Origin of the sequence: Leeuwenhoekiella sp. MAR_2009_132 (assembly GCF_000687915.1) — a bacterium.
GTDB lineage: Bacteria > Bacteroidota > Bacteroidia > Flavobacteriales > Flavobacteriaceae > Leeuwenhoekiella.
Map to the genome: position 1 here is coordinate 1116210 of NZ_JHZY01000002.1, position 25106 is coordinate 1141315.

Sequence of the window (25106 nt, forward strand, 5' to 3'; positions counted from 1 at the left end):
ATTAATATAAAGAACCTTTTTTTATATAGAAATTTATACCATGAAATGTGCTTTTTTAGAACTTAAGGCGGGTTTTTTCGAGAAGCATTTGGTCAAAATCTTTCTTATCTAAGAATGATTTATTCCTAATTTTTGTTTTATAGGCATAAATAGAATTTACAGAATAGCCTAAAACCTGGGCTATAATTTCATTATGTTTAATTCCCAAACGAATTAAAGCGAATATGCGGAGCTCTTTATTTAATAATTGCCCTTTTTTGATTTCTATTTGTTCTTCTTCTTTTAAAAGGGAATTGAATTCATTTATGAAATCAGGAAATAATTTAATAAAAGCTTCATCGAAACTCTGCAAAAGTTTCTTTTTTTCTTTCTTAAGGTCATAAGCCTTAGAAAGGTATTTTATACCTTCCAGATTGTTGCTTTTGAGGTTGTGGTCAATACGCGTTTTGAACTCTTTAAACTTCTCAAAAATATCTGCATCCTGAGTGAAAAAGAAGCCTATATACTCTTCTTTAATCTTATTTGCCTCCAGTAGCAAATCATTCACTCTGTTTAGTTCTCCATTTTTATTATTTATGGTCTCGTTGACCTCAACAATTCGCTCATTTTTGACTTGAAGATCTTTATGCGCTACTAAAAGTGCTCTTCTTGCAAGTTTCAATCTGCGTAATTGAATATAGGTTACAATTGCTAGCATTAATAAAATAGCCAGTAAAACACTCAGCATTATGTTTTGTTGTGATAACCTTTCTCGTTGTTTTTCTACTTGATTAATTATTTGCTCTTCAATGAGCGGTAAGATTGCGCCCACTCTTATTTTTCGTTGCTGAGCTCCATAAGCTTCGGCATCTTCATTAGCTTTTTTGATAAATACGGAAGCTAATTTTACATCTCCTTTTTGGAATAGAAATTCTGCCAGTTGAATCATAGACAGATTCTCTTTCGCAGAGGATTTGATATCTGCTATTGAAGATTGTGAAAGGTATTTTATAGCTTTTTCACGATCTCCTAATTGTACATAAATATCTCCTAAAACCGAATTCACTACAGCCTGTGATCGGAGGTCCTGACGCATATCTAATGATGGAATAAGGTCTTCAAGTGCTTTTTGAAGTTTTCCATATTTATAATTTAGATAGCCTCTCAGCATAATATAATCCCAAGTATCTGGAGTTGCCAGTTCTAAAGACTTCTGATGGTATTCTTTAGCCTTTTTTCTGTAAAGATTAGAGAAGTAAGTTATAGTACTGTAATCTGCCATATCACTATAACAGCGCCCTAATAGTCCATATAAGGAAAAACGTATATCTTCTGGAATGTTGACAAGATCTGTACCATTTAAGTAAGCTAAAGCTTCGCTAAACGCACCGGCAGATACACAAACATTAGCAAGATCTAAAGTTGTCTCTGCTATGAGCCGCTTATCTCCTAATTTTTGAGCTAGATTTTTTGATTGTATACCATATTTAAAAGCAGAGTCTTGTTTAAATATTCGGTATTCAAAAAAAAGGGACCTATTCAGGTCAAACCTGTTTTGTAAAGCTCCAGCTCTTTGTGAAACAAGTTGATGATATAAAGAATCTATTCGTTCTACTTTAATAGCATCGTATTCAGCAGACTTTTCAATATGCACTAGTAGTTCTGCTAGATCCTCGTTTTGTTGACTAAACCCTATCCAAGACTGAAAAAAGAAAAACAAAACTAAATTCTGTAAAAATAATTTTCTAGTAATGTTCATATAAATGGAGTCTCATTAAAATTCAAAACAATATAACAAAAATGCTTTCTAAAAATTACGTTGAAGTATTATGGGCTTCAATAACACCTAACCATCGTTCAAAGTAAATTAGGTTTGGGTATTAAACTAATTTGAATTATGTTAAAAAAAATCCAAGATTAGAGCTAAAATACACGGCTTGTCTTTGGAATTAAAAACAGTATTAAAGGACTTCATAAATCTATTTTAACAAACCTAAGAGTGCTATGAGACAAATTAGATGACTTAAGAAGTGAAATATCGTCGTAGGCACTAAACTGTTTTATACAAACCGCTTTTAAAGGCAATAGGCCTTTAAAACGATCTATTCTAGAATCCTAAATAGAGTTTGCAGATGCAGCTCAATAAGTTGTGTCGCAGCTGAATTGACATTATACTTCATATAAACAATCCTTAGAAAGTCCCGCCATCGGTGGTATTTATTGAATAAAAGATTTTCTAAATTGAAGCGGAGATAATTCTGTTTTTCTTTTGAAGAGCTTATTAAACGATTGAGGATGTGCGAATCCTAAATTATAGGCTATTTCATTTACTGATTCTTCTGTGCTTGATAGTTTGAATTTTGCGAGTTCAACTACCTTTTCTTGAATATGTTGCTGAGGACTTTGTCCTGTAATTCCTTTTAAAAGCTTACTTAAATATTTAGGCGTAATATGAAGCTGTTCAGCTAAAGACTGAACACTAGGCAGACCATTTTTCAGCGAGACATCTGAGTTAAAATAATCTAATATCAGATATTCAAATCGCTCGACAAGTTTACTATTAATGACTTTTCGGGAAGTAAATTGGCGTTGATAAAAGCGTTCTGAATACTGAAGTAAAGTTTCTATGTGAGCCGTAATAATATTTTGACTAAATTGATCAATATCAGTTTGATATTCTTTCTTTATTCCATTTAAAATGGGTTCGAATGTTTCTTCCTCTTCTTCTGAAAGAAATAAAGCTTCATTTATTGAATAATCAAAAAAATCATATTTAGATATTGTTTTAGCCAGAGAAGTATTCCAAATAAAATCAGGGTGAATTAATAACATCCATCCTGATCTATCCTCATTAGGACTTGGGTCTGGCTGAATACGAAAAACTTGTTTAGGTGCCACAAAAAACATAATACCCTCGTCGCAATCATACTCCTGCTGACCGTAATACATTTTCCCCTGCAGACCACGTTTAATGGCAACAAGATAGAATTCAAGCATCCATCTAGAATCTCGTTCTTTTTGGGAGATGGTCAAACCAGAATAATTAATAATACTTACCAAAGGATGTTTCGGCGACTCCAGCCCCGATAAAAAATGAAATTCTTCTATCGTTTTTACCTTGCAAATGTTTTGCATCTGTATACTATTCTTTTTTTAGGATAAAGAGTAAATCTACACATCTAATTTTTACTATTCATAAAAATCAAATCGGGATCCATACAAATTAATTTACCAGCTAACTTCCCCTTGTTCTCCATAAAATTTTCCGGAAGTAAAACGCGATGATTCAGTCGCTATTATAACAATAGGGGTAGCGCCTTCTTCTACAGTTTTTGTTCCCTGATGATCATTAAGATCTGTTGCTGTATATCCTGGTGTTACACTAAAAATTTTGAATTTACTACCTTCTAATTCATTTGCAAGCATTACGGTAAAAGCATTAACTGCTGTTTTTGATGCTCCGTAAGCACTCCAAATTTCTAAGTTAGGATCTTTACCTGATGACGAATGAATTTCTAAAGATCCAACTTCACTAGAAACATTGATAATGATGGGCTGTTTTGCTTTTTCTAATAATGGTAAGAATTGTTGCGTTACTTCAACAGTACCAAAGAAATTAGTATCAAATAGATTTCGTAGGGTTTCAATATTAGGTGTAGAAAACTTTTGGGGTTGAACGCCGCTTATACCAGCATTATTGATTAATAGATCTAGAGAATCGATTTTGGAGGCTAGTTGCGTTTTGGCCTGTTTAATTGATTGGCTGTTTGTCACATCAAGCACGATCCAATTTATACATTTCAAGCCTAACTTTTCAAGCTTCTCTACAGCTTCCTGTCCCTTACTCTTGGTTCTACAACCTATATAAACCTTGTAACCCAGTTCACCCAGCTGCTTAGCTGTTTCAAATCCGATCCCTTTATTTCCTCCTGTAATTAATACTGTTTTCATTTTTTGATAAATCTTTAAATTGATTTGCAAATTTATCCGGTATGAAATGCTTAAAAGTAGTTCAACAGCTCAAGTTTGTAGCCCAATGTAACTTATATGGGTTTGCTATTAACGTGTAAGAGCAAAATCCTATCTCAAAAAAGATTGTAAATAAGTTAAAGCTGAAGTCCAGGTAAGGTTTTCATACCGCCGGTAAGCTAAGTGCTGATGCTGAGTTGAAAACATTGAATACATATATTGACTTTGCTGCCATTTAGCGTACAATTCCATTTCCCCGGCAGGATTATCTGCTCTTTGTTTTTTAATGAACACCGCGAAATTTTCCATACTCGATAGTAGCCTAAGATTAAAACTTTTGCCTGTTAGTTCTTTTACAGAATCCTGCAGCATATTAGGGCTTATTTGAAAACTTGCAATCTGCAAGTCTCTGGGAGCCTCATCGTCCAATGCTACTTCCGCAGTAAATGCAGCGGTATCATCCATCGTAGTAAAGTCCAGTTTCCAGTCGGCTTTCTCCCCCCAATAACCAATGCTTAGTTCCTTCCGGTTTAATACCGGAGTATCGTATTGAAGTATATCTGCAAAAGCACCGTTAAACACGGAAGATGCCTGAATGGAAGTGCTGTCCAGATAGGTTCTGAATACTCGTCTTAGATCAAAGTTCCGGTTTTTGCCCGGTAATAAATCCGTATAATTGGTACAAAAATCAGAAGGAATAAATCGCTTCACTTTTGCTTTTAGGGCAGCATCTAAGATTCTTTTTTGTAAATCAACAATCACATCCTCGAGGCCTGACAAAGCGGAAACAACCAGATCTTTCCCTTCGCACGCATCGGCTATTTCTTCGGTACTATTGAGGTCTACCTTTTGAATAAGTACACCCATTTTGGAAAGTGCTTCTATTTTTTGAGGGGCGGTCGTGGGACGTACTATAGCAGTCACGATGGCCTCTCTGTTTAACAGTTCCCGGCATATTCTCATTCCTAAATTACCGGTAGCACCTGCTACTAAAATTGATTTGTTCATAATATATCTTCTTATTTTTAATTTTCAGTTAAGAAGTTTACCACCGCTTGAATAACCTGCTCCGGCTGTTCCTCGTACATATAATGGCCGCTATCCAGAATTCCTATAACTTTTAAATTGTTTGCTACGTATGGCAAAGCCATCTTCATATAATTATAGCTTACATAACTGCCGATGCCTAATACGGGCATTTCCAGTTGCTGATAGGATTTGGAATCGTCTATATCTTTTGCAAAAGTCTGATACCAGGCATTAGATGCTCTAATGCTCTCGGGATCGTTGTAAACGGCAGCATAAATTTCACGCTCAAATGAACTCATTTTCGTTCCATCTATCATCACATATTCAAAAAGGTAATCAAGCAAAAATTGAAAACGTCCTTCCAATAATTTTTCGGGCAACCCTTTAACCTGATTAAACGCCATCCACCAGGGGTAGGGCATTTTTGCATCCATCTTACTCGCAAAAGTACCTTTGGCCGGTATCAGTGGCATATGCAGCATTCCCTCGCCGGGATGTGCTCCATCCAATACGATAAGCTTATCACAAAATTCAGGATAGTTAAAAGCGAAACTCATGGCTACCATTCCGCCTATGTCATGCCCCATCAGATTTACTTTACCAAAACCTAGATGCTTTACCAATGCTAAAATATCGGTCGCCATAGATTTTTTATCATAACCCGATTCCGGTTTCTCAGAGCTTCCCATTCCTCTAATGTCCACGACAATTACCTGAAACGATTCTGAGAGTTTCTGGGCAACAGGACGGTAAGAATACCAGGTTTGCGGCCATCCGGGCAGGCAAATCAGCGGTTTTCCCTCACCTCCTGTTACATAGTGGAGTTGTACCCCGTTTACGGTAGCATAGTTATTGACAAAGCCAGGCCAATTTTTTATGAGCTCAGCATCCGCATATTGATTTTGCATATTCATCATTTGTAATTTTAAATTTTTACAAATGTATAACGGTAAAATCCTGTAAAAACTACCAAATGGTAGGTAATGAATCACTTGATTTCTTTGCGGATTCTGCTAAGTGCATTTGGAGTGATACCCAGGATAGAGGCTAACTGCTTGATGGGTATTTTTTTTACAAAATCAGAATTTTTGAGTAGTTCGAGGTAGATCTGTTTGGCAGATAAGGTTTGATAATTCAGGTTTTGATCTACCTGTCTGATACACATCTCTTCCCAAATTTTTCTTCCGAACTCCTGCCAAACCGGAAGCTTCTCGTATAGCTGATCCATATCAGCCTTACTGATTACCAAAAGTTCTGTGTTTTCTATCGCCTCAATGTTGAAACGCGAAGGTACTTGAGCGTGTAAACTCGATATATCGGTAAAAAAGTCATTTTCAAAAAATACCCAGGACGTATGTTGCTCCTCAAATGCTCCGTAATGAAGTCGCAACCCACCAGATTTTATAAAAAAGTATTGATTGGCAATTTGTCCTTTTCTTAATACAAGCCCCCCTTTCTTAACTGTTGTATTCTTAAACTTTGAGAGAACTCGTGTTAGGTCGGCTTGGCTAATATGCACCCGGGATTTTATAAAGCCTGAAAACTCTTCCATTTATATTTCTTAGAGCTAAACTTGATAATTTAAAAACGGGATTTTAACCGCTAATGAGACCTTGTCTAAAACCACCTGTGTATTCTTAAAGTTATTGTAGTCGCGAAGCTATCCTATTATATTTAATTACGGAAAGTCTACAAACTTTTTTGAGGTCCTTAAATATTTATACCATCCCAAACCTCAAAACCTCGGGTTTCAATCAGGTAATTACAGCTATTTTGTAATTGTGAAATACCCTATCGTTTCCAGGTGTCAGAGTCATGATTTCCCAGTAGTACGATCTGAATTTCTTATTCAAAGCGTTGTTGATGATCTCGTGCAGCATTTCTTAATACTCAAGTACAGATGGTTTCTGACGCTATAAGGTCAGCAAATGTGATCTTATCGCGTTTCTGAGATTTACCTTGACTACTGAAGGCAAAAGGTTCCAGAGATCTTTATTTTTCCAAACCGCTTCGCTATCCCATCCTCCACATCCAGTGCTGCTGCCTATGCTTTTTTTACTAAATACCACAAAAAAAACTGGGCCTGCCCTAAAAAATTAGAGCTTTGTAAATTTCATAACTATTCTAAAATTTAAGCTAGCTCAAAACCTAAAGATTCCTTAATCCTTATGATTGTTTCGCTTTCGTTTCCAAATGATGTAACCTGCAATAAGAAGTACGGGTAGTATAACATATACAATTAAATCAAAGGGATCTTTGAAATCCACAGGAAGATTATCATCCGGATTTTGAGTGCCCGGAGGTAATTGAAGAATTGCTAAAAAGATTTTAATCAACATAAGTTTAAATTAAATATTTTCAAAATACCGTAGTACTAAAGAAAACACAAACTTAAAAAGAGAAGCTCAAATAAAACTAATCTCCTTTCTTATGATTATGTTTCTTTAGCGACGGAGTATTTCCTGGAGTGCTTTTATTATCGCGTTGTCGTCGGTCTGGTTTGCCTGTTGAATCGGCAATACGCTTAGGTCCTGGTTTGATTCCCATGATGGTTTTATTTAAGTTATAACATGACCCTATTTAAGGCTTTATTTAAATATACAAAGAGAGAAATTCACAAATAACTAAAAAACAAACACTTACCAACAAACATATTAACACTAGAATAGTTTAAATGCCTTCAAGGTTTTCTTATATCCCACTCCTCAAAACCTCGGGTTTCAATCAGATACTTGCAACTGTTTTGTAATTGGGAAATACCCTTTTGTTTCCAGGTGTCAAACCCATGATTCCCTAAAAGAGCCACCTGAATCTCTTTTTGAAAGCGCTGTTCCTGATTGTGATAAAGCAGTTCCCAATACTCGAGTATATGTTCTTTCTGACGCGCTATAAGGTCAGGAGATGGAATCTTATCCCGTTTCTGAGCATTCACCTTGCCCGCTGAAGGCAACAGGTTCCAGAGGTCGTTATTTTTCCACACCGAAAATGGAATGACGTGATCTATAGCATAGCTGGTGATACGTTTCCCGGTCCATACGCAATATACCTGACCTTGGGTGTTGAGTATATCTTGATACAGTTTTTTAGACTCTGCAATATGACGTGCGGTTATCGGACTTTTTAAAACTTCGTTTAGTACACGATTTACAGAAAGTTCCTGTCCCGAAGCTGTAACCGAAAACTCCGCCCATTTAAACAATATAGCATCTTGCCCACCAATAAAACTACCCAATACCTTAAATGCCTCGTAATACTCCAAGGGAATGGTAAAAGAACCGAATTCCGTAATCAGGTACTCCAAATCCAGATGTTGCGATTTTCTCAGCGGTTTATTTTGATACTCAAATAGGGAATAGTATTCATTAGTGATCGACCGGCCTATATATTTCATAGGCATCTTAGTCACCGTATCCCGTATTTTTTTAATTAGTTTGAAGAATACATCCTGTAAATCTTCTGGAATCCCTGTAATCTTCAAGTCGTTGTAAAATGCAGAAAAACCACCTCAAGAACAATAGCCCTCAATCAATTTCTTAAAGGGTTCACTAAAGGCCAGATTCGCACTCCCGTTAATCTGCGGGATGCTGGTATCTGATTCTAAAATAGTATAATAATACAAAAGCCACTTTTCGATAAGTAAGCCTGTAGGGATTTGTACTCGGTCGCCGCTTACAAGAAGATAGGGAGAGTTTTCCTGTATGAGATCAATCACCCCCCGTAAAGTGCAAACTTATACGTTGTACTTTTACTATCCCGGGCTATAATTTTGCTGATGTTGTAAAAGGTCTGATTGTCCAAAAAAAAGTCTCTGTGGTTAATGGATTGATAATTCTATAATAGAATTTTTAATCCTTAATTATTAATGTCAATTCCCATTCATTCTTGAATTAAAACCAATTACTAATTTTCCTTAGAGATCTACGAACTGTTTATAAATGAATAGTTTGTTTTCAGCTTCTTATTTTAGCCTCTCAAGCTTATCTATATACTCATCTATAGAAATATTTGGATTTTCTTTAAATAGGTTAATAGCCTCTTCGGTACCACCACTAAAAAAAACTTTCATTTGCACTTCAATCATTTCCTTAAAATCGGAAGTTTTTGATAGCTCCATAAAGTCTTTAAAATTTGGCACATATTCATTTTTGGGAATTAAGGAAATAAATATTTCGTAATACTTTTTATCAATTTCTCTTAGAACCTCCGTAAAATCTTTCTGGAGGTAAACATCGATATAATTATTTATTTCTTTTGCCGTTTTTTTACTTATCTGTTTAGCAACAATTCTTAAATACTCTTCAATATCTTTTAAAATCTCATCGATTAAAACTTCAGATCCTGTGTTTAAAACTTGATCTTCAAAATTAGGGGTTTTAAAAAAAGGAAGTAAAAATTGTTTTCTTAGAGAATCTAATCTTTTTCCTACCCCTTCTAATTGATAGTAGGTAATTGGATCATATTTTTTGAGTTGATTATTTGCTTCATCTAAATCTTTAAAACAATCATCATTTATAAATTCAGTATTTAGTATTAAGCCAGGTAAATATTTTTTAGGGAGAATTGTTTCTATTTTATCATCAGAAAAAATCCTGCTTAGAGATTCAAGCTTTGTTAGATAATGCCATACATTTAAGAGGTTGGAAAGGATTGTATTCAATTCCTTTTCTTTCTCAATGTCAATATCCTTTCTCTTGCTTTTTATACCTAAAAAATAAGTCAAAAAAGCAGCTATAAAAGGGCCAATAAGTGCAACAATTTTAAATGTAGTTTCGATCGTTTTTATTTTTTTAAATATTAAGACTCGCTTTCTAAATCAGAAATACTTTAAACCTATTATTCTTGAATTTTTTTAATTAAATGCCTAATAAACAGAATGGCTACAGGTTATTTGCTAAATTCCATTATCTAATAACTATTTTTCAACCTGATCAATCACTTTGTTTGCCGCACCTCTGAATTTTTGAGTTTTGAGCATTTTATCGAATAGAGCTATGGTTTTGTTTAGGTACTTTGGATTCTTTACTTCTAAACTAGATAGTGAGTTGTAAATTCCGATCAGGACTTTAACAGGTTCGTCATCATAATAGCCTGCTTGAGAAATATCCGGTTTGTCGTAGGTGTTCACGTGTCCTAGAATTTCAAGACATTCAACTGGATGTTTTTTGGCACATTTAAGCAGATATTCGAAATAGTAGTGCGGCTCTTTTCTGGCGACATTTGATCGGGCGTATTTTTTAAGCAATGGGTAAACCTCTAAGAACATTTCTGGCGTAAGGTCGAAAAATGTAGACGAATACTCTTGTATTACTCTTTGATCGGTGGAGTGACGAAACCTCAGAAAGATTTGGCGGCATTTTGCCCGAACACTTTCTTTTTTATCTGCAAGATTTTTGACGGCCATATCGACCAGCTTTGCTTTTGCTTCATCACTGATTTTAAGCAGTGAGTTTAAAAGTTGATAGCTTCCTTTTTTTTCTTTCAACCATGCTCCGCCCAAAACAACGGCAATTGAACCGTGTATGGACTCTATTTTTATTGCTCGTTGGAAGTAGTCGCTAAGCTTATCGAAATTGTTGTTGATTAAGTATTGAACCGACCAGATGGAATGCTTCATGATTTCTGGCTCGTTGGTGTTTACCAGTTTTAGAAATATTTCTAGCGTTTTTTGCTCATTGAGGTGCATAAGCATCGCAAGACGTGGCATTATTGCAACGCGAACACTAAGATTTGGGTCCTCTGCTATTTGGTTAAGTGCTTCAAAAACAAGGTTTTCAAAAGTGGGGTTGAAATAGACCTCACTGATTCTCCCTGCGGCTGATCCGCGTACACTATTTGCGCCATCCATTAATACGTCATTGCGTATGGTGTTCCCTTCCGGGTCAGGGTGATTCTTGGCAATTTCGATCAAGTATTTCAGTACTTGCTGATCCAGAATTTTGGCTTCTATGAAGTATGAGGATACCCAAACGAAGTAAAGCGTGTATTCCCGATCAAATGGAATGGACATGGCTTTTTTGTAAATGCGCTGCACTTCGGTGGGGTTGTATTTCGAATCTTTTAAACCCGTAAGGCCTGCGATTATATATTGGTAGGGTACTTCGTTCTCGTCAATCAGTTCTTCGATGAAAGGAAAGAAATGTGACCCCTTATTTTGTACCTCTGCCTGAAATGCTCGGGAGTGCTCTGAAAGTGACCCTCTGGAAGATGCTAACTCGGCTTTATATTCTGCATTATATTTTTTAAATGTTTGCTCCCATTGATCGAATGTCATCTTATCATATGCCGAACTGTCCATTGGCGGACCAACGCCATATGTTTTAATCTTATTTGGTTCTTCATCCATGACAGTCTTAAACTTTCTTTGAAGTTCTTGGAAGCTTTTTTTTAGTATTGGTTTTGCCATCACTTCGCTTAGTGGTAAGGAAGTTAAATAGAGGAATTGATGGTAACCGTACCACTTTAGCCTATGATGTTTTTTCCCGTTTTCATCCTGATAAATATCCAGTTCATATTTTGATTTAATAGAAAGCAGAATCCTGTCTATTTGATCTTTCTGAGAGTTATCAAAATGTGGATAAACTGTAGTTAATACCTGCCGGAACTGGAATTGAATCTTATCGTCACCATCCAGTCCATCTTTTTGATGAAATAGCTCCATTAGCTGAAATATATCGTTTACGTAATGGGCGGGGTTTGCCGATAACCCGTAGAACAATAATCTTAATATGGTAATGGAATTACTGTTCAGATGATCAGCAAAAAACTGGTCGAACCACGGAGTAGTCTGTTGTGCTTGCTCTTGCACTTTATCTACAAGCAGATGATATATAGCGTCGTATCCATGAGAACGGCCATTAAGCTCATAGTTGAACAACCAAAAGCTAAAGTCAATGTATAGTTTTGATTTATCTTCGCCACTTGTCTTTGCTATAATCTGATTGATAATGTCCAGAGTCAAGTCAAGCGTTTTATTAGTGTCAACCTCGAACATCCTTTTTAATAGTTTTTCGTCTTGATGTTCAAAATTGGGTTTGTCTTTTCGATCCTTGATTGCTTGAATTTTTTTAAGGCAAATATCCTTGTACTTCTGTTTGACCCAATCAAAATCAAATTTTAATGCATCCTTGAGTATATTATAGTAACCAAAACTATCAAAACCAGCTTTGACATCATTTTTTTCAAAGAGCTGGAAAGCCGCTGGAATATCCCACTCTTTAACGTGATAGAGCAAACGTGAAACGAATCTCGCTTTTCCTTTAAATTCAGGACAGTTCAATAGAAAGTCACAAACAGATTGTCTGCTTTTTGGTAATTGTTTAACTAAAATCTGCCACAACAGGTTTATCTGTGCATCCCATTTTTCAGAGGTATTTTTATAGTGTACAAGGGTTTTGATTTTGTCCACAACCTTATTCGCTTTTCCCCAATCGCGTTCAGCGAGTTTGTTGTGCCAGCCAATCTTTTGAGTAATCAGCTTATTCAGTTCTCCTTCTCTAATAAGGAATGAAAACCAACTATTGCCTGCAACCGATTCTAAAAAAGGCAGTTTCAGCTCTTTGCTTGGTAGAATTCGCGATTTCACAAGCTGCTTTTCCTCTAACGTTGGGGCTTCTTCAAAACCAAGCAAGTTTAACAGCATTAGCTTAATATGGAAGCGATACTTTGAGGAAAATAGGATAGCATTAAGGGCTTTTATAAATTGAGCGTGATCCTCTTCGCGCAGAAAACCCAAGATCATTTTCAGGCTGGACCGAATGAAAAGACCTTGATGGTTTTCAAGTATATATCTTGTTACTGAATTTCCATTCTGAACGAACTGCTTCGCAAAGACAAAATCAAAAAATGTTTGATGGAAAAACTGGACTTCCTTATCCGTTTCGGTTATGATCCCATTGCTTCTTAAATAGTCGAACTCGTCTTTGAAAGACAAAGAAAATTGCTTTGCGGGGGTGCTAATTCTCTGCTCTTTGTGCATCTGATCCGCGATGGCAAAGACTAGGCTTGTGCACTTGTCAGAACAGGTTGGTGATGTAATTGTAACCGTAGTTATTTGTTGAACCCAAAGACTTTCGTACAGGTCATGCAGCGTGGTTATTGATTGAAGGTTCGTTTGGGAGTCGTACACCTTGCAAAACACATTTAGATGATGTGGCGTTTGCAGAAGGTTGAGCAATTGCCCGGGTAGTTCATTCTCTCTTATTCCGAGCTTTGCAAGCACTTGCTTAACATCACCCACATTTAATAAATCAACTTTAAAGCTTTTTTGATTTTTATAGAACTTTAGCTCGTTGTCATAATAGAGATCGTAAGCTCTAACGGAAATAACCACTCTTACTCGATCAATATCAATGAGCTTCCTTACAAGAAGATTGTAGGCATCGAGAAATTCCCTTTTAGCTGATAATGATTGCGAAAGCGCATCTATCTGGTCAATTAGCACAACTACCCGTTCGCTGGCTTCGCTTAGAGTTCGAACTACTTTTTCAAATGAGTCTCCGAGATCAATTTTATTTTGCAGTTCATTAATACTTTCAGCATAAAGCCTATCAGCTTTTAAGGCAATTGTAGGTATGCCGGTTTCCTTAAGTCTCAGAAACACATCCTTTATAATAACCGTTTTTCCACTTCCAGCACTGCCAACCAGTAAAACTACAGCTTTCTCTTTTTCTCCCAATGGTGATTTAATCCAGTGAAGCAAATCATTCGTTTCTTTTCTTTTAATGTGCGAATTAGCTACCCCTTCAAAAGAGCTGTTGTAATCCGTTAGGTAGTGGGAGGCATGATCAAATTTTTGCAGAATAACCTGAACTGGAATATTGGAAGTGTTTTGGTATTTGCTCTGCTTTTTTAGTTCTTCCATTAGCTTTTCTACTGGCTCCGACTCAACTACCATTTTAACCTCGAAAAAGGTTTTGATTATTGATTGGAAACCGTTAGAGTTTAGCAACGTGTCTAGGTCTTGTGGAATAACCTTCTTAATTGCTATTGACGCGAGTACTGTTTTTAATTCCTGTTCAATGTCGTTGTATTTGAGGTGTTTAAGTTCTTCATTGGCATTTATTACAGTTTCTGTCCAGTCTTTTAGTTCTGTCTGTTTTAGTATCTCTCTGTTGAAGTCATCCAGTAAATCTTTAGCCTTTTCATTGAAACCGTATGAGACGGCAAACCAGTATGTAAAATTCTTAGGGTTGTAAATCAACCGCTTGTCCAAAAGATAATGCAGCACAAACTTGATGATCTCCCTTGCACATTCTGGCCTCGAAATTCTGTTGCCGCTATCAATACTATGCTTGCACTGAATCAGCCCAAGTGAGTTGCCATTCAAATGCAAACTACAATCTCGCCCTCGTTCTCGAACTCCTTGCAGAAGGTTGATTTCGTCATACTTATCTTTCCAGTCTTTTTCAAGTCGCAGTTTGCCAATTGAGTATAGCAGTTCTTCAAACCTTCGGTGGTCAAGGGCAGAATAAGGGTAGCCTTTATTGGAGGAAGTAGCAGGCCTATTTTTTGCTTCACTTATTTCTGGTTGATTGTAAGATAAGGCCATAGAGAAAGCTACATGTTTTTTTTAGCTACTATCAGAAGGTTATTAAAATAATGACAATTGATTATTTCCCGATAATCTACCTAATTTTTCAGGTAATTCGGAACTTGTATTCCTATTTATTAATTGATAACACTAAAATACCACATCCCTACAAACCATATTAGGTTTACTTTAATAATTTATAAAGTAAGCCTAATCTAACAGTCGATTAAGTTAACACGGCGTTCATGCTAGGTCGTACCGACCGCACGAACGCTAGTTATTGTGAGCAGTTTTTTTCGCTATGAATTGAAACCAATCGATACAAGTTTATGTTCAATACAATCACTTTCAGGTATTACATTATTCATTTTTAATATTAACTTGAAAATTTGCTCTTGTAATAAAATTGATTTTTCAAAATCCAATGAGTTGGCTGAATTCAAAGTTAAATCGATTATTACCTTATTCTTATTAATAACCGAACTTGCGTCGTTAATTATTAATTGTTGGTCAGGTTTTGATTGAAATCCCATATTGTGTATGGTATTTCTTAAGTAGCAATAAAAGTCAAAAAGTTCTTTGTCCTTAATATTCAAATTTGAGAAAAATAAGGTTTTATTTGAATTCATTAAATTTTTAAAAGTTGTTGATATTGAGTCAACTTTAATTTTGTTTGTTGAACTTTCGTAAAATTCAGCAATCTGTCGAATATGGTTTTCTGCCAATGCAAAAAGTTTAATAAAAAATGAATCTTTCAAAAATCCGTCGAACACATATTCGAGTACAGGCAAATAAGAATCATCTATGGCAGGATTAATCTTTTCCTTGCAATATTGTAAATCGGAAAGATTTTCAGATAAAATCAGACCTATCATAAAGCTTTCACTTATTTGGTAAAATGAATAAGCAGTTACACTTCTAATATCGTCTTGATTCTGATAATTATCATTCTCTTGAATAAAGGTTATCAGTTCTCTTACCAATTTAGTTTTTGATTCCAAATCCATTTTTTACTTGTTACGGTTTTTGTTCAAAATTGTTCACAACTTGTAATATCAGGTATATCCCCACAAAATCCACAGGATATCAATCTTTTAGCGGTTTGTTTATAAAAATAGGCCATTGTCTTAAAACTATTTTACAGAATCCTGTATTCCCCTCATTCAAACTAAAAAAAAGGGGATAAATCCCATAAAACACCTTTCGTTCAATACTACTTCCAGTTTCCTTCGGGTGTTGTTCGAGAAACACCCCCTTTTACCGAAGCCCTCTCGAAGGAGACCCGAACTAGACTCGAAGCAAACCCCTCTAAAAATCGAATTGCTATGCGGGAGGAGGCAGTAGTATGTAAAAGGATGCTCCAATATGCAAGACCGTGCAATTGCGTGCAAGAGCATGCATTTAAAATAGCTTATCGTATTGGGAATTTTAGAAATTGTATTTCTTAAAAAGGTAGCATTACATCCACAACTATTGGATGAGAACCGCTACCCTGCCGTTCCCATAGCGTTAGGGTACCGTTACCCTGCCTTTGCTATGCTTTATCCTTGGGTGAAACACCGGTGAACCTCGGGTGAACTTCGGGTGAACGGAGTTCTGGGAATGTTTAAAATGGAATACTTACAGCACGGTGTGCTCTTGGCAGGTAATTGGGTAAGCTCGTCGTGAAGAACCAACTTTCCCCCTACCCTACTGCGTGCTGGTTAAGCGAAAGGCATCTTTATCTTACATTTGCTAATATAGCGTATTTATAAGGCCTTGTCAAGAGGTATAGCCCATAGGCTAAATATATTTTTTTAACTAGCAGCGTTAACTCAAACGCTGCATATCTGCCGGAGCGTTAGGGTTCCCGTTATGCAACGGGACCGGCTGTACCGACCGTACGAACGCTAGTTATTAGGCAATCGGTTTTTATATTTTTTGAATTAGATTTAATGTCATATTTACATATATCTTTAATTCTTCGTCATTGATTAAATCTCCCCACGGATTAGTTGGGTCACTATGATGAAAGGACTTAGAATAATCGTTAATATCAATTAATTCATCTAAAACTGGCCTTAGTCTATACATTGCATCTGTCTCTGAAGATTCTCTAATTTTCTTGATAGCATCTCCTAGCCATTCATTATGTTTTATATGCGTGAAAAACTTAATTCTAATTATTCCTTCAATTATTGGACGAATACACCTAATAACATCTCTTTTTTGAATATTTGAATCAACTCCATTTTCGATATAGTTTTTTAAGATACTAATATCTTTAAATATACCAGAAAGGGTTTCTTCTTCTATGTCTTGTTTTGTGATGACACTTGAATCTTTTGATTTAACTATTTTTAGATTCAGTACATTCTTGCTTCCAAACCTACTGGATAAAGTTTTTGCGAAATTAATATCGTGTGTTAATACAATAATTTGATTACACTTTTCTCCAAGTCTTTTTAGATGATTTATTGTTGCATTTCTTCTTGAGTAGTCAAAACTTGATATTGGATCATCAAAAATGATAATTTTTTTCTCAAGGTTACCAGAGATATTTAATTTAGCTAAGAAAAACGAAAATGCCAAGGCACTTTTATCTCCTTCGCTTAATGTATATTTTACTGAAGAATAGGTTTTTTTGTCCTTTTCAAAGCCAACGCTGAAACCACTAACATTAAGATAATAAGAGAGAAGTTGTTTCCCGTGTCTATTGTTACCTGTGAACTTTTTTATTTGTAGATACGGTGTAAAAAAAAGTAATTGCTTATTGATTTCTTCAATATGATTACTGAATATATCTTTTGTGGATTCTCCAATTTTCTTATTTAGGTCTCTTATTTTCAGACCTCTTTTTTTTACTTCCTCTTTGATAAAGTTTAATTGAATTTTTATTTCAGAAATGTCATCACCTGTAAGTTCCTGCTTTTTAAATTTCAATTTATTATTTAATGATTTTCTCTTTTTTTGAAATGTTTTTTGTTCTTGAATTAAGCTAAGAGCTTCTTTCTTCAATTTAATACCTTCTTCTCCAACAACTATTTCAAATAAATTTGACCTGCTTGAATCTGGTAAAAGAGAACCCGTGATTAAGTTATCCTCAACGTAGTGAATATCGAAAACCTCAATATTTTTGTTGGATTTATTCCATTTTCCATCTTTAAATTGAATAATTCCCTCGTCGCTTAATATTTTAATTTTTTGTTCTTCTTCTGTTCCAAATGTTTGTTTCTTTTTAATAAGTTCATTATTACCTCGTAAAGATTTTAGAATTAAAGATAGAGTAGTCTTTCCATTTCCGTTATTTCCGTAAATAACAGTATTGTTGGATAATTCACTAAATGTATTATCAGCATTATAATTTTTATATCTACCAACATTTTTAATTTGAATTATCTTTTTTATCATTTTTGTTATTCTTTGCTAGCTTTTTATATCAACACAAAATATATACTTACCCCTTCAAAATTTACAGAATATCAATACTTTAGAGCTGTATTTATAAAAATAGACATCTAGATTAAAAGAAGTCTACAGAATCCCGTAAACCCACCCGTTCTTATAAATAATCATACAATCTAAAATTTAAGGCTAAATTCATCTTTTCTCAGCAACCTTAACTCAAACGCTACTTATTTGCCGGAGCGTTAGAGTTAACGTTATACAACGGGATAGGTTGTAACGTCCGCAAAGAATCTTAGTTATTAGCCGCGGTATTTATTCAGGTTTCACCTCTGTAATTTTAACACTTGCTCCTTTTCCCTCAATTTTTGCAATAAATTTATTCTCTAAAACATCTTTATACTTTACCTCAATTTGGTAAGTAGCATCATTTATAGATTTCCCATTTACGGCTCTACCGAATATAAATCTTTCCTTCCCCTTTTCAAGTTCATAGGGTAGGTGTTTACTATGTAACTCTATTTGGCCTGCAATCAAATTAAAATCAGTTAAAATTGCTGTCTCTCCTTTATTGTTAAGCCAAATTTTTAATTCGCCAGTCATACCCATAGTGGTCGCTCCGTTTAGCCATAAATTTGGTCTTACAGATAATTTCATCTTCTTTTCCTCAATCTCCTTTAATTCTTGATAGGCCTGGTCATTTTGTTCTGTTAAAAGAGATGTATTTCTAAAAATATCTATTTGTTGACTTAATAAATCATTTTGTTTGTTCAGAGATTCAGCTTGATTTTCGAGAACAGCAGCTATTGATGTCAACTTATTTATTTGAACCTCTTTATTCTTGTCTCTTTTGAATAACATTAGGAACGCGCCGAATGTTGCAAGAGAACCAATTGCTGCACATATTTGAAGAAATAGCTCCATAGTTTATTTTTTAGTTTGAGTGTATTTGTATTGCTGCGAACTAGTTATATCAACATTACGTTATAAAATATAACCTCATTATTTTCTGAATTTTAACATTTTATATTTATAAAAATAGACCTTTATCTTAGAAGTAGTTTACAGAATCTCGTAAACCATAAAAATAAAGGCAAAACCCTCTCAAATCCCCAGAATAGGATATAAAGAGTCCATGAAAACTAATTTTAAAAAACGTATTCAAAAATTTATTAAATTACTGAATATTAATGCGTTAATAATTTTAGTATGATTAAAGAACTAACGATGTCCTGTTTATTTATTTTTATAAGTATCAGTACTACATTTAGCCAATATCAGGCTAAAACAGATTTAAAAAATAGAGGTATTGCTAAAATCATAGAGAATGATCAGGTTTTAGCAAAATCATTTAGAGAAGAAGCTGTCTATACTATTGAATACTTGAACCAGCTAGAGTTAGAATTAAAAGGCTATGCCAGTTTTTCGTTTGAAGAGAAAGGGAGTACAGCTGAAAAGATTTATAAATTAGTAAGTGGTAGATTCAAAGAAAAGTCTCCACAACCGGTCTCCTTTACTACACTTAAAGGAGTAATTAGGTTTGAGTATGGTCTATCAGAAGCAGACTCCATTGTGGTAAGATTAGCACAATACAACCTAAATAAAACTATAGAAGCATATTCGATATATCTTACAAAAGCTAATTTAAAACAACTTTTTGATCAGTAGTTAAATAGATTTTATTTTTGATTTTTATAAGCCTGCTTTACTAGTTTACCTTTCCTTTCTTCTTTATATTTTAAAATCTGATTTTCCTCCTCAACGAGTTTAAAAAATTCTGAAAGAGATATTTCAAGAAAATCGCAAATAGCAAACAACTTACTGCACGTAACATTATGATCAGTAGAAGTATATCTTTCTAATCCTAAACTTTTACCTATCTCAGTGTAATAGCTATTATTAAGTTCTAGAAGAGCTTGTTCACCTTTATTTTTGTATAGCCTAGTTATCACTGCTGAGATTGCAGTAGTGAGTTCTGGTATTTTTATTTGTTTACCCATTAAAACAAATGGACTAATAAAAAATAACTACCACAATTACACATGTGTAATTGAATTTTATTATATTTGATTTAGAATTATATATTTGCGAAACTTCTTAGTATAAAATATTAGAAGCATTCGCTTTGAATCTCGCATTAGAAAACTGGTAATTTTAATAGTGTACGAGAGGATAAGCATGAATGCCTACGACCCGGGCGTAGGTTCATGGCTTATTTGTACACAGGTATACCAGTACCTCTAATGCAGTAAGTTGAGCCACGCCCTTTTTTGTATTCAGGGATTTGCAACACTTCAACTTCCATTTTCAAAGTCGTATTCTTCTCTAAAAGCTTCGTAAAAAAGCATTCCCCCCTACTTTAAAAAGACCATAATGGTCGCCGCTCGTTGTAGCGTAATGTAAAATTGGGTATGCCTTAGCATCCTTAAATTAAATAAAGTATGACAAACGTGCTAACGGGAGCACACCATTCCGCTAATGCACCCGTGGGTTATGGGTTGCTTCTCTAGGAAGTAATCTGTAATTGGGTTGGGAGCCGCCGCTGTCTTTGGTCAGTAGCGCGGGCTTATACCGGGTACGGTTTAAGCGCACCGGTGAATTAGCCATAAAAAAAAAGCTGCAGACCTTACGGTCTGTGAAGAAGAGAAACACCCGGTTGTACGGGTATTAAGCTCAAAAACCTTCCCCTACGAGTGGAATCCCGGGGAAGGCGTGAGCTTAAATAAAACGATTGTTTCATTTATTAACACGACGAAGATATGAAAATTTTGACTACGCGCCTTACGGGGGCTGCGTGGATACTTGTTACCCTATTTTGGGCAACAGGAAATCTACTCTGGGCAGCAATGCCTCAACAACCAATACGCGGTACCGTTACCGATACGCAGCGAAATCCCATACCGGGCGTGAGCATCCGACTGCTCAACAGCAACACGGGTACGCAAACCGATCTACAAGGGGTCTTTAGCATTCAAGCACAACCTACTGATACCTTAAGCATCAGTTACCTTGGTTTTAAAACCTTGACCCTGCCGGTGGGGAATCAAACCACATTTACTATAGCATTGCAACAAGACGTTACCGCTTTAGGCGAAGTGACCATCAATGCGGGGTATTACAACACCACCCGTCGCGAGCAAACGGGGAGTATCGCCCGGGTAACAGCCGAGGAGATCGAGCGGCAACCGGTGACCAATCCGCTGGCCGCCTTGCAAGGCAGAATGCCGGGGGTATTTATAACACAGAATACCGGAGTTCCCGGTGGAGCATTCCAGATACAAATACGCGGACAGAACAGTCTGCGAGCAGAGGGTAATGCTCCTTTGTATATTATAGATGGGGTTCCTATTTCTAGTGACGACCTGGGTGACAGCCGTACAGCCGTCGCATTCCCTGGTGGCGTGAGCCCACTAAATAGTATTGACCCTAATGCAATAGCCAGCATTGAGGTGCTTAAAGATGCCGATGCTACGGCTATTTATGGCTCTCGTGGTGCTAATGGTGTCGTGCTTATTACGACAAAAAAAGGGAGTTCCGGTTCAACACAATTCAATTTGGGATACCGCTATGGGATTGGTACGGTTCAGAGCCACTTAGAGCTCTTAAATACCCAGCAATACCTTGAAGTACGACGGGAAGCTTATGCTAATGATGGCATTACCGAGTACCCCGCCAATGCGTATGACGTAAACGGCACCTGGGATCCCAACCGGTATACAGACTGGCAGGAGGTCATAATTGGTAATAAAGCCAAGTATCTGGATATTAATGGATCGCTATCGGGAGGAACGGAGCACTTACAATTCAGACTCGGTGGTAATTATCACAGAGAAACCACGGTGTATCCCGGTGATTATGCCTATAACAAAATAGGTATTCAAACCCGTACCAGTTATATCAGCAAGGATAACAAATTCAACGCCAGTCTTTCCGGGAATTTTACGTATCAGACTAACAACCTACCGGAGATGGCAACGTTGATGACAAACATTTATCAATTGCCTCCCAATGCACCGGCCTTATATAAGGCAGATGGAAGCCTTAACTGGGAGGGTGGCACGTGGCAAAATCCATTTGCTTTACTCGAAAACAACTATAATTCGGATAGTTATAACTTGATAATGAACACCCAGTTGTCCTATCAACTTGTAAAAGGTTTAGAATTAAAGACCAGTTTAGGATATACCAATACGTATTTTTTGGATCAATATATACAACCCTCCACGAGTGCAAATCCTGCCTTTGGGTACACTCCTGCTCAATCTAGTATTCGCAAAAACCAGCTTATACGCAATTCTTGGATACTCGAACCTCAGCTATCCTATACCCTTAATTTCAACGATTTTAAAATTCAAAGTTTAGTAGGAAGCACCTTTCAAAGCAATACGGCTTCTCAACTGCACTTATTTGGTCTAGGCTTCTCTAGCAATCGTCTTATTGAAAATTTAAGCGCCGCAGACCGCCAATTCATCAGCACAGACACAGAGACCAACTATAAATACATCGCTATATTTGGACGCGTTAACTTTTCCTTACGTAACCGCTATTTTTTAAATCTAACAGCACGAAGAGATGGCTCCAGCCGCTTTGGACCGGGCAAGCAATTCTCAAATTTTGGAGCTGTGGGTGCTTCTTGGATTTTCTCATCCGAAAATGGAATCAGGGATTTAGCGTTTTTGAGCTTTGGAAAATTAAGAGGAAGCTACGGCATAACCGGTAATGATCAGATTGGAGATTATCAATACCTCGATACCTACTCCTTGAGTGCTTCCAGTTATAATGAGACCACTGTACTAGAACCTTCCCGATTATTCAATCCCGATTTCAGTTGGGAGATGAATAAAAAACTGGAATTAGCCTTAGAGACCGGTTTCTTTAAAGACAGGTTGCTTCTTACTGCAGCCTGGTACCGAAACAGGTCTTCTAATCAATTAGTGGGAATCCCTTTGGCCGGGACCACCGGGTTTTCATCAATTCAGGCCAACTTAGATGCTACCATTGAGAATCGTGGATGGGAATTTACACTCCAGTCTAAAACTATAAATAAAGCTGATTTCTCTTGGGAAAGTACCTTTAACCTGAGTATCTCCAGAAATGAGTTACTGGCATTTCCTGATCTAGAGAGCTCTACCTATTCAAACAGATACGTTATTGGCGAGCCGCTGAATATTCGAAAGACCTATAATTATGAAGGCCTGGATCCTGAAACAGGCTTGTATCAATTCACAGATTATAATGAGGATGGCCAATTGACTTTTCAAGATGACCGAGAAGGAATTACAGATCTCAATCCCGTCTATTACGGAGGATTCCAAAATAGTCTTCGTTATAAAGGATTTACTCTTGATTTTCTTTTTCAGTTTGTCAAACAGCAAAACTATAATGCGTTGTACTCCCTGGGACAGCCGGGTAGGATGGGTAATACAATTCCCGAAGCTTTTGATCGCTGGCAACAGCCCGGTGATCAGTCTACCTATCAGGCCTTTTCAACAGGCGCTAACCGCCCCTTGTATTTACGGTACCTCAATTACAATCAAAGTAATGCGATGATTACTGATGCTTCGTATATACGGCTTAAAACCCTGGCCTTATCCTACAGCCTGCCTGAAAACCTGATACCGGGGGTTAACTGCAGTATTACCGTACAAGGTCAAAATCTGCTCACCATTACCGATTATAAAGGTTTTGATCCGGAATCTATTTACCCCAACAGCTTACCTCCTTTGCAGGTATTTACTACGGGGGTTCAATTAAACTTTTAATTTCTAAACTATAATTTGATGACCACACCTATATCTAAAATTATTCGGAACAAATTACGAGAATTCTCTACCAGTAGTATGGCTTTTACAGTCGGTTTGGTTTTGATGCTGAATCTATTAAGTTCTTGTGAACAATTTATTGAAGTAGACCTTCCGAATTCACAATTAACGACAGAAGCTGTTTTTACCGAAAAGGCTACTGCAGAGGCTGCATTGCTGGCCATTTATGCACAGATGCGGGACAGGGGTATTTTGAGAGACCTCTATTACGAAATGGGTCTATATACAGATGAGCTTGAATTTTACGGAAGCTCAACCTCCAGTAAAGAGGCCTTTCATAAAAACAACTTGATTCCCTCCCACCCTACAGTTAGCAGCTGGTGGAACACTACGTATACCCAAATCTATGGAGCTAATGCATTGCTCAAAGGACTGGAAGAATCAGCATTAGATGAAGCGTTTAAAAAGCAGCTTAATGGAGAAGCTCTATTTATTAGAGGTTTAAATCAGTTTTACCTCACCGTTCTCTATGGCGAAGTACCTTATGTTACATCTACAGATTATCAGCAAAATACGGTACTGTCAAAAATCCCGATACAAGAAGTTTTCAAAAAGGTTGAAGCGGACTTGACACAGGCCATTGCCCTGCTTGATTGGGAATATTCCACGGCAGACCGCACACGGGCAACTAAAGGGGTCGCCTTGGCAGCACTAGCACGGGTATCTCTTTACACGGGTGATTGGCAACAGGCGGTTGATGCCACAACTGCGATTATCAACCATTCTGATTTGTATGAATGGGAAACCGATTTGAACAAGGTTTTTCTGAAGGAAAGCAGGTCTACGCTGTGGCAGTTTTCGCCTAGAGGAGCCGGAGTCAATACCCCGGAAGCAATCTCTTTTATTTTTAATACAGCTCCCCCACCTACGGTTGCCTTAACCCCTAACTTGGTCTCTAGTTTTAAGGATGCTGACCAACGCTTAGCACAATGGATTCAGGAGGTGTCTAATGGTTCGCAATCCTATTACCATCCTTTTAAATACAAAACCCGGGGAAATACCAGTAGTTCTGTAGAGTATTCCATTCTATTTCGAATGGCCGAAGTCTATTTGATTCGCAGTGAGGCCTATGCGCGCCTGGACCAATTGGAACTTGCTAGCCTCGATTTGAATATCGTACGCGGGCGTGCAGGCTTGACTGATGTGGAGTATAGCACTAAAGAAGAACTGTTAGAACAAATACTAATCGAGCGCAGGCACGAACTTTTTACCGAAGCAGGACAGCGCTTTTTTGATCTGAAACGAAGCAATCGTTTAGATGCTGTTTTAGAGCCTTTAAAAGCGGGTTGGAAACCCACTAACCAACTCCTGCCGCTTCCTGAAAACGAATTGATTATCAACCCAAACCTGGCACCTCAAAACCCAGGCTATCAGTCCGGCAATTAGTCTTAAAC

18 protein-coding genes are annotated in these 25106 nt (G+C 36.6%); 3 read left to right on the forward strand and 15 right to left on the reverse strand.

The features are described from left to right. Nucleotides 1-55: 55 nt before the first annotated feature. The 14 genes from P164_RS04860 to P164_RS04925 all read right to left on the reverse strand — a co-directional run bounded on the left by P164_RS04860 (nt 56) and on the right by P164_RS04925 (nt 18814). Nucleotides 56-1738 carry a DUF6377 domain-containing protein gene (locus P164_RS04860; RefSeq protein ID WP_028375341.1) on the reverse strand — a complete coding sequence of 561 codons (1683 nt, stop codon included), beginning with the start codon at nt 1736-1738 and terminating at the stop codon, nt 56-58. Between the two features lie 458 nt (nt 1739-2196). After that, a complete protein-coding gene (locus P164_RS04865; RefSeq protein WP_028375342.1) occupies nt 2197-3114 on the reverse strand; it encodes a helix-turn-helix domain-containing protein in 918 nt (305 codons plus the stop codon). 93 nt (nt 3115-3207) lie between these two features. Beyond that, a complete protein-coding gene (locus tag P164_RS04870; protein WP_028375343.1) occupies nt 3208-3930 on the reverse strand; it encodes an SDR family oxidoreductase in 723 nt (240 codons plus the stop codon). 129 nt (nt 3931-4059) lie between these two features. Next, nucleotides 4060-4956 (reverse strand): NmrA family NAD(P)-binding protein, encoded by an 897-nt coding sequence (locus P164_RS04875; protein ID WP_028375344.1) that lies wholly within the window; start codon nt 4954-4956, stop codon nt 4060-4062. A 17-nt stretch (nt 4957-4973) separates the two neighbouring features. Further along, entirely contained in the window at nt 4974-5894 is a 921-nt protein-coding gene (locus P164_RS04880; RefSeq protein ID WP_028375345.1) for an alpha/beta fold hydrolase, read from the reverse strand. 71 nt (nt 5895-5965) lie between these two features. Further along, nucleotides 5966-6529: a Crp/Fnr family transcriptional regulator gene (locus P164_RS04885; RefSeq protein WP_028375346.1), complete on the reverse strand. Its 564-nt coding sequence runs from the start codon at nt 6527-6529 to the stop codon at nt 5966-5968. A gap of 607 nt (nt 6530-7136) precedes the next feature. Then, nucleotides 7137-7316, reverse strand: a complete 180-nt coding sequence (locus tag P164_RS04890) for a hypothetical protein (RefSeq protein ID WP_028375347.1) — start codon at nt 7314-7316, stop codon at nt 7137-7139. Between the two features lie 76 nt (nt 7317-7392). Further along, the gene (locus tag P164_RS19085; protein WP_262490353.1) at nt 7393-7524 is read right to left on the reverse strand and encodes a hypothetical protein; all 132 of its coding nucleotides are present in this window, start codon (nt 7522-7524) and stop codon (nt 7393-7395) included. A gap of 133 nt (nt 7525-7657) precedes the next feature. Further along, a complete protein-coding gene (locus tag P164_RS04895) occupies nt 7658-8455 on the reverse strand; it encodes an HNH endonuclease domain-containing protein (RefSeq protein WP_125411750.1) in 798 nt (265 codons plus the stop codon). Between the two features lie 480 nt (nt 8456-8935). Next, entirely contained in the window at nt 8936-9697 is a 762-nt protein-coding gene (locus tag P164_RS04905) for a hypothetical protein (RefSeq protein ID WP_028375350.1), read from the reverse strand. A gap of 192 nt (nt 9698-9889) precedes the next feature. Then, nucleotides 9890-14524, reverse strand: a complete 4635-nt coding sequence (locus P164_RS04910; protein WP_028375351.1) for an NACHT domain-containing protein — start codon at nt 14522-14524, stop codon at nt 9890-9892. Nucleotides 14525-14805: 281 nt separating this feature from the next. Beyond that, complete coding sequence (locus P164_RS04915; protein WP_028375352.1) at nt 14806-15513, reverse strand: hypothetical protein; 708 nt, start codon at nt 15511-15513, stop codon at nt 14806-14808. Nucleotides 15514-16417: 904 nt separating this feature from the next. Continuing rightward, on the reverse strand, nt 16418-17896 hold the full coding sequence (locus P164_RS04920) for an AAA family ATPase (RefSeq protein WP_028375353.1): 1479 nt from the start codon (nt 17894-17896) through the stop codon (nt 16418-16420). A gap of 309 nt (nt 17897-18205) precedes the next feature. Next, nucleotides 18206-18814, reverse strand: a complete 609-nt coding sequence (locus P164_RS04925) for a hypothetical protein (RefSeq protein ID WP_028375354.1) — start codon at nt 18812-18814, stop codon at nt 18206-18208. 285 nt (nt 18815-19099) lie between these two features. On the opposite strand from P164_RS04925, the gene P164_RS04930 reads away from it, so the two are divergent. Next, nucleotides 19100-19558 carry a hypothetical protein gene (locus P164_RS04930; protein WP_028375355.1) on the forward strand — a complete coding sequence of 153 codons (459 nt, stop codon included), beginning with the start codon at nt 19100-19102 and terminating at the stop codon, nt 19556-19558. Between the two features lie 11 nt (nt 19559-19569). Here the strand turns inward: P164_RS04930 and P164_RS04935 are convergent, their stop codons facing one another. Further along, nucleotides 19570-19890, reverse strand: coding sequence for a hypothetical protein (locus P164_RS04935; protein ID WP_028375356.1), 321 nt, complete (start codon nt 19888-19890; stop codon nt 19570-19572). A gap of 759 nt (nt 19891-20649) precedes the next feature. On the opposite strand from P164_RS04935, the gene P164_RS04940 reads away from it, so the two are divergent. Both P164_RS04940 and P164_RS04945 read left to right on the forward strand, forming a co-directional pair. Continuing rightward, nucleotides 20650-23652, forward strand: a complete 3003-nt coding sequence (locus P164_RS04940) for a SusC/RagA family TonB-linked outer membrane protein (RefSeq protein ID WP_028375357.1) — start codon at nt 20650-20652, stop codon at nt 23650-23652. A gap of 18 nt (nt 23653-23670) precedes the next feature. Continuing rightward, nucleotides 23671-25098 carry a RagB/SusD family nutrient uptake outer membrane protein gene (locus P164_RS04945; protein ID WP_035899350.1) on the forward strand — a complete coding sequence of 476 codons (1428 nt, stop codon included), beginning with the start codon at nt 23671-23673 and terminating at the stop codon, nt 25096-25098. Nucleotides 25099-25106 lie beyond the last annotated feature (8 nt).

What these genes read in the sequence shown, in the direction of transcription:
- P164_RS04860 (WP_028375341.1), bottom strand. Translation starts at nt 1,738, where the DNA reads ATGAACATTACTAGAAAATTATTTTTACAGAATTTAGTTTTGTTTTTC.
- P164_RS04865 (WP_028375342.1), bottom strand. Translation starts at nt 3,114, where the DNA reads ATGCAAAACATTTGCAAGGTAAAAACGATAGAAGAATTTCATTTTTTA.
- P164_RS04870 (WP_028375343.1), bottom strand. Translation starts at nt 3,930, where the DNA reads ATGAAAACAGTATTAATTACAGGAGGAAATAAAGGGATCGGATTTGAA.
- P164_RS04875 (WP_028375344.1), bottom strand. Translation starts at nt 4,956, where the DNA reads ATGAACAAATCAATTTTAGTAGCAGGTGCTACCGGTAATTTAGGAATG.
- P164_RS04880 (WP_028375345.1), bottom strand. Translation starts at nt 5,894, where the DNA reads ATGATGAATATGCAAAATCAATATGCGGATGCTGAGCTCATAAAAAAT.
- P164_RS04885 (WP_028375346.1), bottom strand. Translation starts at nt 6,529, where the DNA reads ATGGAAGAGTTTTCAGGCTTTATAAAATCCCGGGTGCATATTAGCCAA.
- P164_RS04890 (WP_028375347.1), bottom strand. Translation starts at nt 7,316, where the DNA reads ATGTTGATTAAAATCTTTTTAGCAATTCTTCAATTACCTCCGGGCACT.
- P164_RS19085 (WP_262490353.1), bottom strand. Translation starts at nt 7,524, where the DNA reads ATGGGAATCAAACCAGGACCTAAGCGTATTGCCGATTCAACAGGCAAA.
- P164_RS04910 (WP_028375351.1), bottom strand. Translation starts at nt 14,524, where the DNA reads ATGGCCTTATCTTACAATCAACCAGAAATAAGTGAAGCAAAAAATAGG.
- P164_RS04915 (WP_028375352.1), bottom strand. Translation starts at nt 15,513, where the DNA reads ATGGATTTGGAATCAAAAACTAAATTGGTAAGAGAACTGATAACCTTT.
- P164_RS04920 (WP_028375353.1), bottom strand. Translation starts at nt 17,896, where the DNA reads ATGATAAAAAAGATAATTCAAATTAAAAATGTTGGTAGATATAAAAAT.
- P164_RS04925 (WP_028375354.1), bottom strand. Translation starts at nt 18,814, where the DNA reads ATGGAGCTATTTCTTCAAATATGTGCAGCAATTGGTTCTCTTGCAACA.
- P164_RS04930 (WP_028375355.1), top strand. Translation starts at nt 19,100, where the DNA reads ATGATTAAAGAACTAACGATGTCCTGTTTATTTATTTTTATAAGTATC.
- P164_RS04935 (WP_028375356.1), bottom strand. Translation starts at nt 19,890, where the DNA reads ATGGGTAAACAAATAAAAATACCAGAACTCACTACTGCAATCTCAGCA.
- P164_RS04940 (WP_028375357.1), top strand. Translation starts at nt 20,650, where the DNA reads ATGAAAATTTTGACTACGCGCCTTACGGGGGCTGCGTGGATACTTGTT.
- P164_RS04945 (WP_035899350.1), top strand. Translation starts at nt 23,671, where the DNA reads ATGACCACACCTATATCTAAAATTATTCGGAACAAATTACGAGAATTC.